Origin of the sequence: Companilactobacillus sp. FL22-1 (genome assembly GCF_043951805.1) — a bacterium.
Taxonomy (GTDB): Bacteria; Bacillota; Bacilli; order Lactobacillales; family Lactobacillaceae; genus Companilactobacillus.
The window spans coordinates 1-15,362 of the sequence record NZ_JBINJY010000019.1 but is presented as its reverse complement, the minus strand read 5'-3'; the positions used below and the strand labels follow the sequence as shown (position 1 = coordinate 15,362).

The window sequence follows — 15,362 nt, the reverse complement described above, 5'->3', positions numbered from 1 at the left end:
ATTTGGAAAACAAAATACCCTCGGCAAAAATAATTTTTTGTCGGGGGCATTTTCAGGTTTATGACGATTTATTTGAATTGTTTCAACCACTCTAAGCAAAGCGGGAACCACTTGGCAAAATGCTTATCTGCCCGGTCGCGGTTCACAATTGCCGTATATTGATTGCCTAAGCTAAAGCCGTGGCCGCCTGAACCGAAGACGTGCAGTTCGAATGGCACTTCATTTTCAAACAGCGCCGTTGTGTATGGTTGGATGTGGTCAACATACGGTGCCAGCCCATCTTCCCTGGCGCCAAAGATAAAGGTTGGCGCAGTATCTGTGGTGACGAGCTTTGAAACATCCTCACTTTGAATGCCAATTTTTTCATCCAAAGCTTGATTAATCACTGGATAGCCCAAGATAGCGAAGCGAGCGTGGTTGTTAGCCTCACAAGAATAAGCCGCTGCGAGTTGGCCGCCAGCTGAAAAGCCGATGATGCCAATATTTTGAGGATTGACTTTCAAATCGTTTGCGTGTTTAATAATGTAGTCAAACGCCGTTGTAATGCTTTGCTTAGCCACTTGATAGTTTTTCTTTTCATTAATTGGATATTCGAGAACAAATGCTTGGTAACTTTGTGTTAAGAACGTCAGGGCTACGCGTTCGGAGTCCCGTTGCTTGAATGGCTTGTAACTGCCACCAGGCAAGATCACAATTCCAGGTAAATCAACGTCAGTGGCACTATTATAAATGTCTAATTTAGTGTCGTTTGTTTCATCTAGTACAACTTGTTTGAAATCCATACGATCACCTCACTTACTATTATAAGTTGGTCAAGAAGAAATTGCCATTATCAATTTAAGTAATTTTCAATGAAGCCTTGTTGGCTCGGCTTTAACCATACTTATTTGATTAATTTTACAATCTACCATTGCACTGTGCGCGGAGAAATATTAAAAGCTTCAGCGGCTTCCTTCACAGTATGAGAGTTAGAATATTCAAAGATAGCCATATTCCGGCTATCTTTTTTTCTTTTGGGTCTACCCTCCTTATAGTTGGGATTGTGTTGCCTTGCAAATATTTTACCGACTTGCGTACGCTCGATAATCTGGCTCACCGCTAGTTTGTGACACATCAAAGACGGGTAGATAACGATAACCGACAATGGCGCGCTCATCGGTGGTATCAAGTCGCTTTTGCTCAGCGGGTGTCAGTTTCTTAATAATCGGGGCCGCAATCCGAATCGCTTTTGCGCCTCGTTTGACGGTGCGGTTAAAAGCCGTCTGCCATTGCTTAAAACCCGCAACTTGCGTTGCTTGCGGATTTTGCGCATAAATCAAATCAATGTTTCTGGCGCTATAATGATGAAATTTAGCCAGGGTATTAAGATACTGTTTAAATCGGTCACTATCGGTTAATTTTAGGATTTGTTGTTCGGCTTGGGCGACTAATTGTGCTTTCCAGGCTTTAACGTCGGCTTTACTCGGCATTGTCTACCCCTCCTCATCTTCAAAAATATCATTCAATATAGGGGCTACGTTGATTTGAACCGGGGTCGTGCCATAAAGGGCAACGTAGCCATCGGCTAATTTTTGCCAGGCCACTTGATAATAAGACCCATTTCCAGTAATTTCTTTTAAATACTTATAGGCTCCTTTAGTCTGCAAAACTGGTAATTCACTCCCAATGACTGCTAATTTATTATCCATTTTATGATCTCCTTTGCTTTGCTAATCTCACCCGTTGTTTAGGTTTACTTTTGGCTTTATAAAAGTGAACCTAAATGACGAGTTCACCAACCGCAACAACGTGCAGGGCGGTAGGCAGGTTCTAATCAAAATCAAAACTTAATTTATGACCGTCAAGTTTTAGCTTGGCGTCAAACGACTTTCCCTTTTTGCTCTTAAAACCCTTTAATTTACTGGTTTCACCCTTGGTGACTAAGGCTTTGATTGCAGTTTTACCGAGGGTTTTGCTGCTCCATTTCTTGGGTAAGGTAAAGTCTTTGCCTTGCTTAGGCTTCACAATGTAAAACTTCTGTTTATTTAAAACGGTCGCTTGCGGTGTTTCTAAGAAGACTTCGGCGGCTTTTTGCGCTTGCTGTTGGTGATTGATTTGTTGCTTAATGGCTGCACTGCCAGTCAATTGCGCGGGGACCTCAGCAATCAATTTTTCCACGAACTTTTTAATCTGGCTCAAAAAGTTATCCGGGGTGCGTTCTTCGGTACTGATTTGTTGTAACGCTTGCTCCCATTTTGCTGTCATCTCTGGGCTAGTTAACAAGGGTTCGAGTTCAACCGCTTTACATAAAATAATCCCCGCTTCACTGACGTGGAGCTTGTTCTTTTCAGTAACTAAATAGCCGCGCTTCTTTAACACTTCCAGCACATTGGCCCGGGTTGCACTCGTTCCAATGCCTTGCACATCTTTAAGAATCGCTTGGGCTTCTTCATCATCAAGTGTTTTACCGGCCGTCTTCATTGCCGTAATTAAGGTACCTTCGGTAAAGGGCACCGGTGGGGTCGTTTCTTTTTGCGGTGTTTGCAGATTTGCTTTAACCTGATCGCCTTGGTGAACGAGCGGTAAAGTTTCTGCTTCTTGCTGGTCGGCTTTGTGATCATCAAATAAAGCTTGCCAGCCTTGCTTAGTTGGGACCTTACCGGTTGCTTTAAAATTGGCGTCACCAACTTGGGTAATAATGGTGGTTTCCTCGTACTCGTACGGATCAGCAAACATCGCTAACGTCGTTCTTAAAACCAAATCATAGACCTGTTGCTGTAATTTAGGTAAGGACGCTAATTGATCTTTCGTCGGTACAACTTTAGTCATGATAATGGCGTAATGTTCTTCAACCTTTTTCCCATTGACGTAACGTTTATTTGGGGTGGTATTGGTTAAAGCGACTTGCTTAGATACCAAACCCAGATACTTCGTCAGATTAGCCACTAAATAATCAAATTCTTCATCAGTGATATAAGCACAATCAGTTCGGGGATAACTCAACAACTTGGCTTCATATAAACTTTGAATAGCCGCTAAGGTTTGGCTGGCACTGGCATGATACCGTTTATTCATCGCACTTTGCAGACTGGATAGCGAAAATAGTTGGGGACTGGCACTCTTTTTAGCCTGCTTTTGCACGTCCTTGATTAAACCGCCCTGTGAGCCTTTCTGAACGTGTTTAGCTTGCATGAATGTCATTAGCCCTGTTTCGTTTTTAAACCGCTGATAGGGGTCTAATTTTGCGGTGAATTTTTGCTGATTGGCTAATATTTCCGCATTTAGTTCAAAATAGGGTTCCGGCTTAAAGTTTTTGATTGCCTGGTCTCTTTGATAGACCATATATAAGGTTGGCGTTTGTACTCGACCAATCGAATACACCCCGCGTACCCCGTTTTGTCTTAATAACAAAGTATATAAAGGACTGCCATTCATACCAATTAACCAGTCACTAATTTGACGGGTTTGGGCTTCTTTATAAGCCAAATAGTCTTTGTGCCAATCACCAAGATTTTTAAAGCCGGTAATAATCGCGTCTTTTTCCAAACTATTCAACCATAGCCGCTTAATGGTCTTCTTTTTAACATCAATATGGGCTTGATTCATGATTGACCATGCAATATTGGAACCTTCTCGGTCGCTATCTGTGGCAACAATAATGGTATCGGCTTTCGTTAGTAAATCTTTGACGACTTTAAACTGCGTTTTCTTATCGGTTAGCACGATAAACTTGTATTTATCGGGGAAAATCGGTAAATTAGATAGCGCCCATTGCTTGTACTTTTGATCGTATTTTTCTGGTGTTGCTAATTCGACCAAATGGCCGAATCCATACGTGATTACAGTATTTTGGGGCAAAACAGGGTCACTAACCGTATAGTAACCCTGTTTTTTTGTGCTTTTTTGAAATGCCTCAACGTATGACCTTGCTTGGCTCGGTTTTTCAGCTAAGATTACTGTGTTTGACATTTTAATGTTTCCCCCTTTACTGTCCTCTAAGCATGTTTCGTCCAATATTACCCATACCACGCATAACTGACCGTCCAGCACTTTTGGTAATCCCTGTTGAAGCCCAAAAATCTTGAATTACATGTGGTGTGTGTAGTACTAACCAGCCAAAACCAATAGTTCCCATAAAGGCAACAAAGCTCCATTTTGAGCCAATATGTGTGAAACACCAAATTGATAAGGTTAGTGATAACACTTGGGACAACATGGAAACATTGTAATAGACTAATTTTTTCCACCAGGTTGAGCTATAATCAAAACTTTCACTGGCAATCGACATAGCAACAATCGGGATTGATAAGTTATAAAATGCCATATCTGCAAAGTAGATACACATTTTAAGGAAAAATGCTACGGTTACGATTGCAAAAAAGGCTAGAAATAGTATTTGCATAAATCCTGTAATTTTAATGCTTTTCGTGACTTGTGATGTTGAATAAACAGCGTCTGCGGAAAATTTACCACTCATATCAAACATGCCTTTTGCAAGTGGTAAGATGATTCTTGTTTGCAAAAATGCTTGTAAAAAGACCATGACCGGAATTGCAATTGCGGATCTAACAGCGTCTATAATAATGTTCGCCCACGTTACATCTGTACTTTCGTCCGCCTCGCCAATAAGTGTAATGATAATTCTTGCTAGGACAACCACGACAACCATTGATGTCGCAAAAGCAAGAAATATACCGTACCATGTATCAATGATTGGTAGAGATGTACTTAATTGGTCTAAAATTGCTTTTACACCTGATACAGCAAAGTTCATGATTGCTTTAAATACATCTTTCAACCAGTCGTTTATTTTATCTCCAATAATTGACCCAACAACAAAATTTTGTGAGTACATACACTTTCCTCCTTACTTTGAGACTAGGTTGTTTTTATCTGTCATACCATACATTGCATTTTTAGCTGGTTGATTAGTTTTACCTCGATCCAAAATCAATGAGTAGCCACTATCTGTTTTTTTGATTTTGAAGTAATATTTACCGTCACTTCCTAAATCTTCGTGGTGTGTAAGTTTCAAATATTCAACATTACCTTGCTTTTTGATTGAGTATTTAAAATTCTCGGTCATTGGTTCTTTCCCTAAAATCATGGTGTTATCTTTTTTAAAATTAACGGTATTGCTTTCTTCTTGGCTTGTTAAAATCCATTCTTGTGCTTGTAACTTTTCTGCGGTGGTTTTATGTCCAAATATAAAAGCAATACCTAGTAGGACTGCTAAAAATACTAGAACAATACTAGCAATTGTGATTTTCTTATTACTCATCAATATAGCCTCCTAAAAGTTCACATCTTCGTTTTCGTTTTGAACGCTTTCTTGTTGTTTCGTTGCCTGGTCTAATTCGTCTTGCATATCTTCTTCTTCTTCGGGTTTTACATCATTCTTTGCTCTTGTAGCTTTGGCTTTTGCTAACTCCGCTTCCCACTTTTTGTTTGCTTCGTTAAACTTTGTAACCTGACTTCCTGAAGGTTCACTGGTGTAGTCGTTTTGTTTCAATTCAACTAAACGATCAGCACCAGGGAACAACTTAAATTGAAAAGCCTTTGTTGCTTTAATTGGTCGTTGATTTGAGAAAATTAATATACTTTGTGTATCTGGCATTCGCATGATCTCGTCAGGCGTCATGAGTGAACGGCTAGTATAGCTGTAACTATCACTTTTGCTGTGACTTTCTTCCTTGCTATGACTGGTACTCTCACTACCGGTTTCCACTTTTACGGTCGATTTACCTAACAAATCACTAAAGTATTTAGCGGTCACGTCATTAGCGGCATTCAAGCAAATTTTAACCGCATGATTACCTAAGATACTCTCGGCCTTATCCTTGCCATACAAAGCTTGGAGCTGGGTTAAGGTTTGACAAATGGTGGTGACGCCAATGCCGTACCCTCGACACGTCGCTAGGAACTCCTCATACTTGGGAAACTTCCCCAAATTGACAAATTCATCAAGGATAAAGTCTACTGGATTAGGTAATTTTGCTCCGTTATCGGACGCTAATTTGTATAATTCATCAAACAATTGTGAGAAAAACAGATTGATGAAGCTTTCATAAGTGTTATCCATGACGGGGATAATTACATATAGCACAACTTTAGCGTTGCCAATATCTTTTAAATCGAAATCTGAAAATCCTGTAAAGTCGGCAACTTCGGCGTCAACAAACTTGCTGACGGTTGCTAACAAGCTTTCAATGATACTGGCTTTCATCTCTCCTTTGGCTTTTTTGAAACCTAGTTCATAAGCTCGTCTAGCTGGATCAGTCATGGTTAAGTCTAAGAAAAGTGAATCTAGGGGGCTATCAGTTTCATCTTTGTCTGGTTCAACATCAAACTTTTGTAAAATGTTGGTAACTCCTGCTAAGTTGCGTTCTTTTGGCTCTCTGTGGTTCATTACAAATAAGATTAAGGCTTTCAGCAACTGACGTTGGGTACTGAACCACACATCTTTTTTGCCCTCGGCATTTTCACTTTGCACGATCTTTGTTGCCACGGTTTCAGCTTGAATATCTCGTTCGATATAATCAAACGGATTATACCGATCAGAATGTATCATGTTCGCAAAATTTACAACATGGACTTGATAGCCCTGAGCGACTTTAATACCTGCTGTCTTTTCGTAAAGTTCTCCCTTTGGGTCGGTTACGACAATACTGTTTTGTGTTTCGTTAAAAAGATTTGTAATAACAACCGATTGCGTTTTGTAAGAACCTGGACCCCCGACAACGAACACGTTTCGGTTGGGCTTGGTGCTGTTATTTTGGTAAATAATTTGCTTATCAACCATACCTAGAATTGTACCGTTCATTTCTGCTCCCCCTTATCCTGCAACTGCTTAATAACGTCTGAATTCAGGCTTTCATTAAACTGACTGCTTAAATCTTTGGAACTTATCGTAAAATATTGTGTTAATAAATCTTTTACGTTTCCCCATGTCGCACTACCATGGGTGTCCGTATCTGCTGTTTCCCACGCTTTGTGCTTGCTATTGCGTTTCAAAGCAAAATAAATGGTGTATAGGACCACAGCGATACTGACGATAATTAATACCGGGTTCTTTTGACCCAAATACAAGTTGTAATAGTGCCAGGGGTGCAAGGCTAATTGTTTTAATACGGTTGGCATATGATCCGCAAAAGTTAGCTTATAGTGCGACAAGGCCATGACTGATCCAGCTAAAATCTCCGCTAAATACAAGCCAATGATTAGCGTTAGTAGATATGGCCAGCTGACTTTAACGCTGTTTAATAATTTGTCTTTCATCTAATCACCTACTATCTGTTTAATCCTTTGTTGGTTGGTACCGGAGTATCGTTGCTTGCCATGGATCAAGGTTGGTACTGACGTTAATTGATATTTTTGAATGTAATGCCGATTCTGCGGTTGGCTCATGTTAATCAAGACGATGTTGTGATTGATTGCGTTGTGCCAATAAATCTGATGAAAAATTGACTGACAATCTGAACAATTGTCCCGATAGAAAAACAAAGTTTGCTTAGTATCTTTTGGTATCTGCACTATTTCTCGTCTTTTCTCAATCGTATTGATGTAGTTATGTCCGATAAAAATTACCATAATTGCTAATACCGCCAAGATAGCAAGTGTTTTGATAATTTTATTGAATGTCTGACGCTTCAAAGCTATCTCCTAAACTTTTGACCTTAGTCAACTGTTTGGCGGTCGTATCATAACTTAATTGATACAAAACAGTTTGTTTTTTAAAGTCGTTGCTACCTGTTTTACTTTCAAATGTGATGACGGCTAATCCGTCAATATTTTGGTCTTGCTTGGCTCGGGTATAAACCTTGGCTTGGTCTAGCTTTGAAGAAACGTTATTACTATCACCAAAATTTTGATTACTTGGGAAATATTGGTTATATAAATCATTTGAAATTAAACCTTTAATATGTTCCTTGCGGGTTTTGTATGAATCAGGTTCAAATGTAAACATATACTTTAAAAACTCGTTTGTGGTGTTGTTAAAGTCAATTTCTGCGGTACTTTTGTCTTTATTATTTTGGTAGGTCTTATAACTGTCAATTTGGGTGCTCAATAACTGCTTTTGTTGGTTGGTTTTAGTCAATTGCTGACTAACTTGTCGCTTCTGCTGTTGTAAGCGACTGATCTGTTGTTGCGCCTGCTTAACTTGGCTATGTTGATAGGCATTCGTTCCTAATGACATAATTAAGATCAAACTACCAAGTGCAATACTTAAAACCACGCTACGCTTCATTTGTTGGTTCCTCCTTACTTCTTGATTGGCCGGGCTAACGTTACATCGCTACCACTTAGTAAGCTATAAAAGGCGGTGCCAAAGGTGCTTTCGTTTACATGTCCTGTGGTATCTCCACCCTCTTCAATAATCTTTGTGTTTTTACCATGCCAATTTTCGGTAATAAAAGCGGTGTGTCCGTTATTTCCTGCACCCGCACCCTGATTGACAATGACAATATCGCCTGCTTTGGCGTCATTTTCACTAATTTGTTTCAAGTATTGGTGTGATCCTTTAGCGTCACTTGCCATTGTTCCAGTAAACCAGCCCATATTTGCGGGAACTTTGTAGCCTGCCTTGTTCAAGGTAAGCCAGATAAATCCTGAACAATCAGTTGTTCCTGATTTGTTAGGATTTTTTAAGTTAGTTCCTAAATCAGCGCTAGGGTGCGATTGCCCATACTTGAAATAACCTTTCATACTCTTGGCTGTTTTAATTATATTGCCGTCTGCCTTGCCTGTATCGGTATCACTAGCGCAATCTAGATTAGCGTTGGCTTCCTCATCTTGGCTAGCATTTTTTAAGCTATCCCCTGCAACTGGATCTTTTGTACCAATTACTGAATACCAGTGATCTGCAAAGGCATAACGCTTTGACAAAAACCATTGTTCAGGGTTTTTAGACATACCCTCGTAATCCATTAACCAGGCTTTGGTCGCTTTATGCACGTCCGTATATTTAAAAATCTGCTTGTTTGACGCATAGTAACTACTGTTCAATTCTTGGTCGAGATAATCCAACTGCACGCCGAGATTAGTCGCTGGTTTGCTTTCTTTGTGGGCTAAGTCCTCCAACTTATCTTTACGGCCGCCTAACCACTGGGCTAAGCCCGTGGCCCCGGAACTGGAATTAACAGACTTGGGATCAAGGCGACTTTCTAGTTGTAAGACCCCCAAGATACCGGCGGCCGCTTGTGGGGTGGCACCATACTTTTGTTTCCAATGCTTAGCAATGTTTTTCGCATTTTCTTCCATACCTTTATCGTCTAAATTGGTAACTTGGCTTGATGTGGTATCATCTCCACAATTTTCTTCTAAATCTCCTGTTAATCCTGCAATTATCAATATAATTGCTATGAAAAAGCCTACGATACCATATAATATGAATTTGATTTTTTTCTTTTGAAATTCATAGGCTAGTCCCATGTTAAGCACCTACTTTTTGCTTTGCCTTATCAACTTTATCTTGCGCTGCTGATTGGTCACTCTGCGCGTTCTTTAAGTCCGACTTAGCCGAATCCACCTTCTTATCTTTATCCTTATCTTTGCTGCCATCAATCTTGTTGGCGTCATCTAACTTCTTTTGGGCGTCGCCAACTTCGTTCTTAGCGGCATTGAGACTTAACAGGGCTTTCAAATACTTAGCTTTAGGACTATTCACACCGGCTAATTTGGTTTGGACGGTCTGGGCGTCTTGCGTATCATTATGGGCGAGGAAGGCTTGTCCCATTCTCAATAAAACATCAGCGTTCGTCGTAAAGGATAATTGGTTATTAAGCGTATTGGTATCGTAGTTAACGATGGCTTTTTCAAGTTTCAACTGGTCTTTTTGCTTGCTTGTCGCCTTAGTTGGCAATTCCCACTTGGCAACCTGCCCGCTATCCTTGTTGGCATAAGCCGTGTTGACAACCTTATTCAACTGGCTTGGGTCAACCTTTAAAGCTTGCTGGTACTGACCATGCTTTAAAAAGACATTGACTTGCTTAGTTGCAGGATAGCCGGCTCGTTGCATATCTTTTTGTGCTTCTGACCACTTATGATCATTTAAAGCGGTCTGAATTTGACCGCTATATTTTAATCGCGTGACCTGGGCTTGGTTCTGGTTAGCTAAGCTTTGATACTTTCTTTCGTCACTTTTATGGACTAAGCCGACGGCCACTCCGGCCACAATCGCCACTCCGGCCACGCTCAACCACAAACGTTGTTTGGTTTTCTGCTGGGCCGTTTCAACTTCCTGCCATTCGTGATAACTCACAAAGTCCTCAATGCTGTTAACCACTTCCGTTAACTCATTTAACGACGTAGCTTTAGCTACTTGTTGTAAATAGTCGTCCGGGTGTTTAGCTAGGGCTTCTTTAGGATTGCTTAGTAGCCGTTCATAGGGCGTCCCCGTCAAGCAAAATAGAATCAGCGCTTTGTATTTGGCTAAATTGCTATGTTTGTCATCATAAGGCATGAGTTCATTGGCGCGATAGGCGTACCAAACATGTTGCATGGGGTAATACCACAGATTAGCTGGATTTAACGCAATATGATACTGGCTATCAGCAACCACCTTTTGCGCCATAATTTTCTTGGCAATGGCTGCCCGGATCGCCTTATTTTCCTGCGGTAATTCCTTTAATGATCTGACCTTATCCGGCAAGGTATAAGTTAAAACGACCTTCTGATCTTGTTCAACCACGTTAACCAACTGCAAGAAATTGGCATCAGCTTGCTTTAATTCGTTTAGCTCACTCAACTGGTCGTATCGAAACTGATTGTGATTGAGTTCGAGGATTAACTTGTTTCCTTGTCGCTTGAACGTGCCGACCTCGATATTTAATAGCTGATTTGATTTACTCATTTAAAGTCCCTCCTTCCTCTTCAGTAGTCGTCAAAGCGTCAATCTCACTGGGAGTTAAGATCACGCGCTTTTGATAATCCGGTTGAATGGCTGTCTCACGGTTGTATTTTTCTTGGTAAGCTTCGGGATCAATTAACCGCAATTCTTCTTCGGTCAACTCGACACGCATAAAGGCGCGTTGGCTACCATAGATCATCAGGGCTTCACCTTGCCGGCGGCGCTCCAATAATTTCTTTTCTTTATCCGAGAACGTCATTCTCAACTTAGTAATCACATCATCAACGCCTTTACCGTCTAACCCGAAAAAGATTTTCGTGTAGGAGTTACCGATAATAGATTCACCTATGTTTTGACCGGTATCAGTCGTTCCTTCGATCACATCTTGAATTTGCTGTGTTCCGGCAATCGCTCCGGCATTGTACTTTCTAAACCGCTTGTATGCTTGGTGGAAAAAGGTGGCGGCCGCTTTGTGCAAGGTCAAAAAGTGAAATTCATCAACAAACAATTTCTTGCGGCTATGCCGATCTTTGGTAATTTCGTCCCACAAATATTGAAAGGTGTTCAGATAGGCGGCTGATTGGACTTCCTGTTCACTTTGTAGCGGTTTTAGATCAAAGGAAATGATCTTCCCCTTTAAGTTAACGTTGGTGTGGCCGTCAAATAGGCTGTTAGAGCCATGGGTATAACTGCCTAAAATATAGTAGAAATCTTTAACCCGATTAAATTTGTCGGCGTCTTTATCAGCTAGTTTTTCCAACTCGTCATAAACATTGGATAGGGTCGGCCACTGATCGTCTTTAATTTCTTTCAAGCGGCTGTATTTCAAAACGCCACTGTTGACGTAAGCTTGTTTAACGACATCATCAAGGATTGCCAGTTCAACTTGGGTAATCCCGGTTTTAAGGACTTCAAAGAACCCCTTTAATCGCTGGATTTTATCTTTGACTAGTAAATCAAGGTTCGTGACCGCTTCATCAGCGCTGAGGATTTCTTCGGAAAAGATTTGGAGCGGATTAATTTTGTACTTAGCATTCGAGGTTAGGTGCAAGACTGCCCCACCTAGGGCTTCGACAATCTTGGTATATTCATTTTCTGGATCAATAATGTAGATTTGATAGTCTTGAATGGCGTAGCGTAGGATTTTCTGAATCATATAGGTGGTTTTACCAACCCCGGAAGTCCCGATAATGACTTGATTTTGATTAAGCGTCTTGTTGCGATCCAACATATCTACGGCAATTAAGCTGTTGGTATCTTTGTTAACCCCTTCAATATCGCTTCTAGGCTTCAAGTCCAAAATTTCCGCGTCATCAAAGGGAAACATGCTACTGGCGACTTCGGTATTACTTTCTTTATAGGTGTAATCCCCCATGAGGTTCTCGTTAATTGGCATGGTTGACCAAAAGGCTTGGAACGTCGCTTTAACGGGCACTAAGGGCTTCATTTGTAGTTTAATCAGCGTGTTTTTGACATTGTCGGTTAAATCATCTAGTTCTGCTAAACTGTTGGCCCGTAGATAAATGAGCATATGTTGGTACACAAATGTGGTAGAATTATCAAGGTATTTATCTAGTTGCATGTTGGCTGAATCAATATAATTTTGCAGAATCTTCTTTTTATACGGGTCGAACGTATTTAACTTCTGTGCTTCCTTATTTTGAATCGTCTTCTTGTAATAGGTAATCATTGAATTGTTACTGGCGCTGTCGATATATTGCACAATATCGATAACGCCTTTTTTGCGCTTCAATTCTGATAACCAGTTGCCATACACCCGCTTAGGATAGTCAGCGACCGCTAACACCCGAATAAAATTCTCGCCCGACTGGACGTAGGTGGGGTACTGTTCCCAGCTAAACGGGAATAGTGAATGCAAGCTATCGCGATCAATCAGCTTGGTAAAGTCTTCCACCTCCGATTTTTGTTTATTAACCGCTGTTTCACTATTTTGCTGACTTTCGTTTTTGGTTGGCATGAATAAGTCAATGACTTTATCACCAAAATTCATTTTGTTTCCCCCTATCCATTGAAATTGATTAAGTTCTTTAAAATCTCTTGAACTTCTTGACTAGTCAAAACTTTGGCCGTCACATCAAAATCCGTTAACGCATTTTCAATGTCTCGTTTAACCTGTTCGATCTTTTCGTCTAAATGAGTGACCGCTAGGTTTAAGCTCTTAACACTTTTGTCTTTAATTGGCACCTTAACGATTAGCAGATGTTGCTTAGTTGTCATGTTTTTAGATTCTTGGACTTTAGTAAAGTGATCCAAGTAACTGGCTATGAGCTGGATTTTGAACTGTTGTTCCGGGTGGTCTTTTTGTAAGGCGAGATACCGCCGTTTGAGACCATTGAGATAAGCCGTCATATTGACGGGAATCGTCGGTTCTAAGAACTGTAGCGTGTCATCAACACCTTCACCCAAGGTACTCATCAGAAACGCGCCATAGTCCTCAAAAACGTCCTGTTGTTCAGTTTCATTAAGCAGATCAAGATTGATCCCACTAACTTCCAAAATCCCAACGAGATTACCCGTTTTGGTAACTTCGTAGTTACCATACATACCCACTACTAAGCTCATGTCATCAATGGTCTCTTTCCCGCCATTGATTTTTGGTGGTTGGTAATTCCAATCTAACTTGGCTACTTTATTGGCGGTTTTGTTCTTCTTCAAACGCATTTAGTTCACCTCGCTTCTTCGGTTTTAAATAAAACAGTTTCTGACCATTGGCATAGCAGCGTTTCAACTTAAAGTTATCCCGCACTTTAATATTCTTCCGCGCCGCAACTGGCCTAATTGTTAAAATAGCCATGACAATCGTCATGGCTAAGACAACAATCACTATTTTTATCAGGACTAAAATCAGACCATAGGGTGGGATCGCAATAAAAATTAAGCCCACTAGTCCTGCCAGCGCCGCATAGCCAAAATCCTTCAAGGTGTAATCTTTCCAGATCCCATAATCTTTATCCACGTTCTCCGGGAAGATAAATTCTTTTCCTTTCTTCATTTGGCAGGCTCCTTTTTAAATTAAGTGAATAGGCTGTAAACCCAAGGTAATAGCCAGATAATCGCTGCCGCTAAGGCCACTAAACCAGCCACCCGGCCAACCGCGTGGTAAACCTCTGATTTCTCTCGCGGATCGTCTGCGTCAGGCATTCTTTTGATAATAATAAATAGCGCGACACAAATCCCGACTAAAACGACCAACCCGGTTAAAATACCTTGAATCGTCTTCCCAGCTTGGGTTAGCTTACTTTTAACTTCGCCACCGTCTGCGGCAAAGACAACTTGGGCGTTCATCAAGCCCAAGTAAATTGCGGTGGCTCCAGTAGTTGCTAGCGCTTTCATTTTTCTGTATTTTGACATGTTATTCCTCCTTCCTATCGTCTTCTGATGTTCGTAATTGAATTTGTTCTGCCTGCGTTTCTTCTGGCTCACGCTGATAGAACTTGTTCAATTGTTCCTCGGCAATTTGCTGGCTTGGTAATGGGTCGGTGGCTAATCTGACGTGGCCATTTTCACTCGTGGCTAAGTAATACTCTTTTTCTGACTGGCCTAACTCTTGGGTCTCTAGGACATGCAAGTTATGTTCATAACGGACTAAGGCGTTATCAACTTCTAAGCCATAGAAGCCTAAGAAACCTTCTAGGAAACTTTCACCAAAAAAGGTCATTTCATTTCTGATCTGCTTATATTGATGGGTCGGTTTGTCACTCACCAATTTTTCGGACTTTTTAGCATTTTGACTGTCTTGATGGTGATTAAACCAGCCCCTAAGTTTTAATGGCGGCGTTTTTAGCTGACGTTTAACCGTCTTCTTAATCATGGCTCGGCGAACTTCGTCGATTGGCTGGCCGTCTTGATCTAAAATTGCTTGTAGCTGTTTTTGATCGGTTAATGCTTGGTCATTATCAACCACAATCGCCTTTTGATCATCATGAACTAGCTTGCCATTAATGCCTTGCCAGCTTTCTACTTTCATTGAGTCACCTCCTTATGGGGTTTGCTGGGCTAGAAATATTAAACAACTAGCTTTCCCCCAGCCCGCCCGGTAAAATGGATTGTTAGGAGGGTGACACCTAGAAGTTGCGGTTCTAGGTGCTGATCCCCGTTAGCAACTCTACTGCTGACGAGGACGCCCTCTTTTTTTATGTGCTTCTTAATCCACTCTATGCCTTCATCAGATATTAACTTGCTTTTCCCAGAACCAAGCATTAATTCTTCTGGGAATTCTTCTCTATGTCTGCTCAACCAAGCACTAACATAGTTGCGCCCATGTCCTAATTCACGACTTGCTTGTGCTAGACTATGCCATTTTTGTTTGTTTGCCACATGCGGATTCTCCTTTCTTTATTTTATTTTTAGTTTAGCACATAAATAGGTGCATTGATACCATTTAATTTTACATTTTGATTACAAGTGCATCCCCCCATCTTCATGCCGGTTTCGAGTTTGGTGTTGCCGGTGCTTTTTCGTCATTTCCCACTCAGTCTCCTTTAAACCTTGCGCCTGTTTTTGCCGTTGGTAG

Annotated in this window: 17 protein-coding genes and 3 pseudogenes; all 20 read right to left on the bottom strand. The window is 40.9% G+C overall.

Annotation, left to right across the window (positions count from 1 at the left end; translation table 11 throughout):
• Positions 1 to 68 precede the first annotated feature (68 nt).
• On the bottom strand, positions 69 to 782 hold the full coding sequence (locus tag ACG72T_RS12265) for an alpha/beta hydrolase (RefSeq protein WP_063722235.1): 714 nt from the start codon (positions 780 to 782) through the stop codon (positions 69 to 71).
• 122 nt (positions 783 to 904) lie between these two features.
• A pseudogene (locus tag ACG72T_RS12260) lies at positions 905 to 1,090 on the bottom strand (recombinase family protein); the annotation flags it as partial.
• Positions 1,089 to 1,469, bottom strand: a pseudogene (locus ACG72T_RS12255) (ArdC-like ssDNA-binding domain-containing protein); the annotation flags it as partial. The pseudogenes ACG72T_RS12255 and ACG72T_RS12260, both read right to left, overlap by 2 nt.
• A gap of 3 nt (positions 1,470 to 1,472) precedes the next feature.
• Positions 1,473 to 1,688 carry a hypothetical protein gene (locus ACG72T_RS12250; RefSeq protein ID WP_063489985.1) on the bottom strand — a complete coding sequence of 72 codons (216 nt, stop codon included), beginning with the start codon at positions 1,686 to 1,688 and terminating at the stop codon, positions 1,473 to 1,475.
• A gap of 121 nt (positions 1,689 to 1,809) precedes the next feature.
• Positions 1,810 to 3,948, bottom strand: coding sequence for a type IA DNA topoisomerase (topB, locus tag ACG72T_RS12245; protein ID WP_216804282.1), 2,139 nt, complete (start codon positions 3,946 to 3,948; stop codon positions 1,810 to 1,812).
• A gap of 16 nt (positions 3,949 to 3,964) precedes the next feature.
• Positions 3,965 to 4,834, bottom strand: a complete 870-nt coding sequence (locus ACG72T_RS12240; protein WP_057811775.1) for a conjugal transfer protein TrbL family protein — start codon at positions 4,832 to 4,834, stop codon at positions 3,965 to 3,967.
• Between the two features lie 12 nt (positions 4,835 to 4,846).
• The gene (locus ACG72T_RS12235; RefSeq protein WP_063490482.1) at positions 4,847 to 5,260 is read right to left on the bottom strand and encodes a hypothetical protein; all 414 of its coding nucleotides are present in this window, start codon (positions 5,258 to 5,260) and stop codon (positions 4,847 to 4,849) included.
• A gap of 12 nt (positions 5,261 to 5,272) precedes the next feature.
• Positions 5,273 to 6,802 (bottom strand): VirD4-like conjugal transfer protein, CD1115 family, encoded by a 1,530-nt coding sequence (locus tag ACG72T_RS12230; protein WP_219033509.1) that lies wholly within the window; start codon positions 6,800 to 6,802, stop codon positions 5,273 to 5,275.
• Positions 6,799 to 7,257, bottom strand: coding sequence for a hypothetical protein (locus ACG72T_RS12225; protein ID WP_021357686.1), 459 nt, complete (start codon positions 7,255 to 7,257; stop codon positions 6,799 to 6,801). The genes ACG72T_RS12230 and ACG72T_RS12225 overlap by 4 nt, the downstream gene beginning before the upstream one ends.
• Positions 7,258 to 7,569 (bottom strand): thioredoxin, encoded by a 312-nt coding sequence (locus ACG72T_RS12220; protein ID WP_395266439.1) that lies wholly within the window; start codon positions 7,567 to 7,569, stop codon positions 7,258 to 7,260.
• A 40-nt stretch (positions 7,570 to 7,609) separates the two neighbouring features.
• The gene (locus ACG72T_RS12215) at positions 7,610 to 8,227 is read right to left on the bottom strand and encodes a hypothetical protein (protein WP_021357684.1); all 618 of its coding nucleotides are present in this window, start codon (positions 8,225 to 8,227) and stop codon (positions 7,610 to 7,612) included.
• A gap of 14 nt (positions 8,228 to 8,241) precedes the next feature.
• Complete coding sequence (locus tag ACG72T_RS12210) at positions 8,242 to 9,411, bottom strand: phage tail tip lysozyme (RefSeq protein ID WP_064775086.1); 1,170 nt, start codon at positions 9,409 to 9,411, stop codon at positions 8,242 to 8,244.
• A gap of 1 nt (position 9,412) precedes the next feature.
• Positions 9,413 to 10,831 carry a type VII secretion protein EssB/YukC gene (locus ACG72T_RS12205; RefSeq protein ID WP_395266438.1) on the bottom strand — a complete coding sequence of 473 codons (1,419 nt, stop codon included), beginning with the start codon at positions 10,829 to 10,831 and terminating at the stop codon, positions 9,413 to 9,415.
• Complete coding sequence (locus ACG72T_RS12200) at positions 10,824 to 12,839, bottom strand: VirB4 family type IV secretion system protein (RefSeq protein ID WP_395266437.1); 2,016 nt, start codon at positions 12,837 to 12,839, stop codon at positions 10,824 to 10,826. Before ACG72T_RS12200 ends, ACG72T_RS12205 begins: the two co-directional genes overlap by 8 nt.
• Positions 12,840 to 12,850: 11 nt before the next feature.
• Positions 12,851 to 13,510, bottom strand: coding sequence for a TrsD/TraD family conjugative transfer protein (trsD, locus tag ACG72T_RS12195; protein ID WP_216747856.1), 660 nt, complete (start codon positions 13,508 to 13,510; stop codon positions 12,851 to 12,853).
• The gene (locus ACG72T_RS12190) at positions 13,479 to 13,841 is read right to left on the bottom strand and encodes a conjugal transfer protein (protein ID WP_216747857.1); all 363 of its coding nucleotides are present in this window, start codon (positions 13,839 to 13,841) and stop codon (positions 13,479 to 13,481) included. The genes trsD and ACG72T_RS12190 overlap by 32 nt, the downstream gene beginning before the upstream one ends.
• Positions 13,842 to 13,861: 20 nt before the next feature.
• Positions 13,862 to 14,200: a CagC family type IV secretion system protein gene (locus tag ACG72T_RS12185; protein WP_216747858.1), complete on the bottom strand. Its 339-nt coding sequence runs from the start codon at positions 14,198 to 14,200 to the stop codon at positions 13,862 to 13,864.
• A 1-nt stretch (position 14,201) separates the two neighbouring features.
• Complete coding sequence (locus tag ACG72T_RS12180) at positions 14,202 to 14,816, bottom strand: hypothetical protein (protein ID WP_216747859.1); 615 nt, start codon at positions 14,814 to 14,816, stop codon at positions 14,202 to 14,204.
• Positions 14,817 to 14,854: 38 nt separating this feature from the next.
• Positions 14,855 to 15,166: a hypothetical protein gene (locus ACG72T_RS12175; RefSeq protein ID WP_159271163.1), complete on the bottom strand. Its 312-nt coding sequence runs from the start codon at positions 15,164 to 15,166 to the stop codon at positions 14,855 to 14,857.
• Positions 15,167 to 15,247: 81 nt separating this feature from the next.
• Positions 15,248 to 15,362, bottom strand: a pseudogene (locus ACG72T_RS12170) (nicking enzyme TraA protein); the annotation flags it as partial.

What these genes read in the sequence shown, in the direction of transcription:
- ACG72T_RS12265 (WP_063722235.1), bottom strand. Translation starts at nt 782, where the DNA reads ATGGATTTCAAACAAGTTGTACTAGATGAAACAAACGACACTAAATTA.
- ACG72T_RS12215 (WP_021357684.1), bottom strand. Translation starts at nt 8,227, where the DNA reads ATGAAGCGTAGCGTGGTTTTAAGTATTGCACTTGGTAGTTTGATCTTA.
- ACG72T_RS12220 (WP_395266439.1), bottom strand. Translation starts at nt 7,569, where the DNA reads ATGGTAATTTTTATCGGACATAACTACATCAATACGATTGAGAAAAGA.
- ACG72T_RS12185 (WP_216747858.1), bottom strand. Translation starts at nt 14,200, where the DNA reads ATGTCAAAATACAGAAAAATGAAAGCGCTAGCAACTACTGGAGCCACC.
- trsD (WP_216747856.1), bottom strand. Translation starts at nt 13,510, where the DNA reads ATGCGTTTGAAGAAGAACAAAACCGCCAATAAAGTAGCCAAGTTAGAT.
- ACG72T_RS12250 (WP_063489985.1), bottom strand. Translation starts at nt 1,688, where the DNA reads ATGGATAATAAATTAGCAGTCATTGGGAGTGAATTACCAGTTTTGCAG.
- ACG72T_RS12180 (WP_216747859.1), bottom strand. Translation starts at nt 14,816, where the DNA reads ATGAAAGTAGAAAGCTGGCAAGGCATTAATGGCAAGCTAGTTCATGAT.
- ACG72T_RS12200 (WP_395266437.1), bottom strand. Translation starts at nt 12,839, where the DNA reads ATGAATTTTGGTGATAAAGTCATTGACTTATTCATGCCAACCAAAAAC.
- ACG72T_RS12190 (WP_216747857.1), bottom strand. Translation starts at nt 13,841, where the DNA reads ATGAAGAAAGGAAAAGAATTTATCTTCCCGGAGAACGTGGATAAAGAT.
- ACG72T_RS12210 (WP_064775086.1), bottom strand. Translation starts at nt 9,411, where the DNA reads ATGGGACTAGCCTATGAATTTCAAAAGAAAAAAATCAAATTCATATTA.
- ACG72T_RS12235 (WP_063490482.1), bottom strand. Translation starts at nt 5,260, where the DNA reads ATGAGTAATAAGAAAATCACAATTGCTAGTATTGTTCTAGTATTTTTA.
- ACG72T_RS12205 (WP_395266438.1), bottom strand. Translation starts at nt 10,831, where the DNA reads ATGAGTAAATCAAATCAGCTATTAAATATCGAGGTCGGCACGTTCAAG.
- ACG72T_RS12225 (WP_021357686.1), bottom strand. Translation starts at nt 7,257, where the DNA reads ATGAAAGACAAATTATTAAACAGCGTTAAAGTCAGCTGGCCATATCTA.
- ACG72T_RS12230 (WP_219033509.1), bottom strand. Translation starts at nt 6,802, where the DNA reads ATGAACGGTACAATTCTAGGTATGGTTGATAAGCAAATTATTTACCAA.
- topB (WP_216804282.1), bottom strand. Translation starts at nt 3,948, where the DNA reads ATGTCAAACACAGTAATCTTAGCTGAAAAACCGAGCCAAGCAAGGTCA.
- ACG72T_RS12240 (WP_057811775.1), bottom strand. Translation starts at nt 4,834, where the DNA reads ATGTACTCACAAAATTTTGTTGTTGGGTCAATTATTGGAGATAAAATA.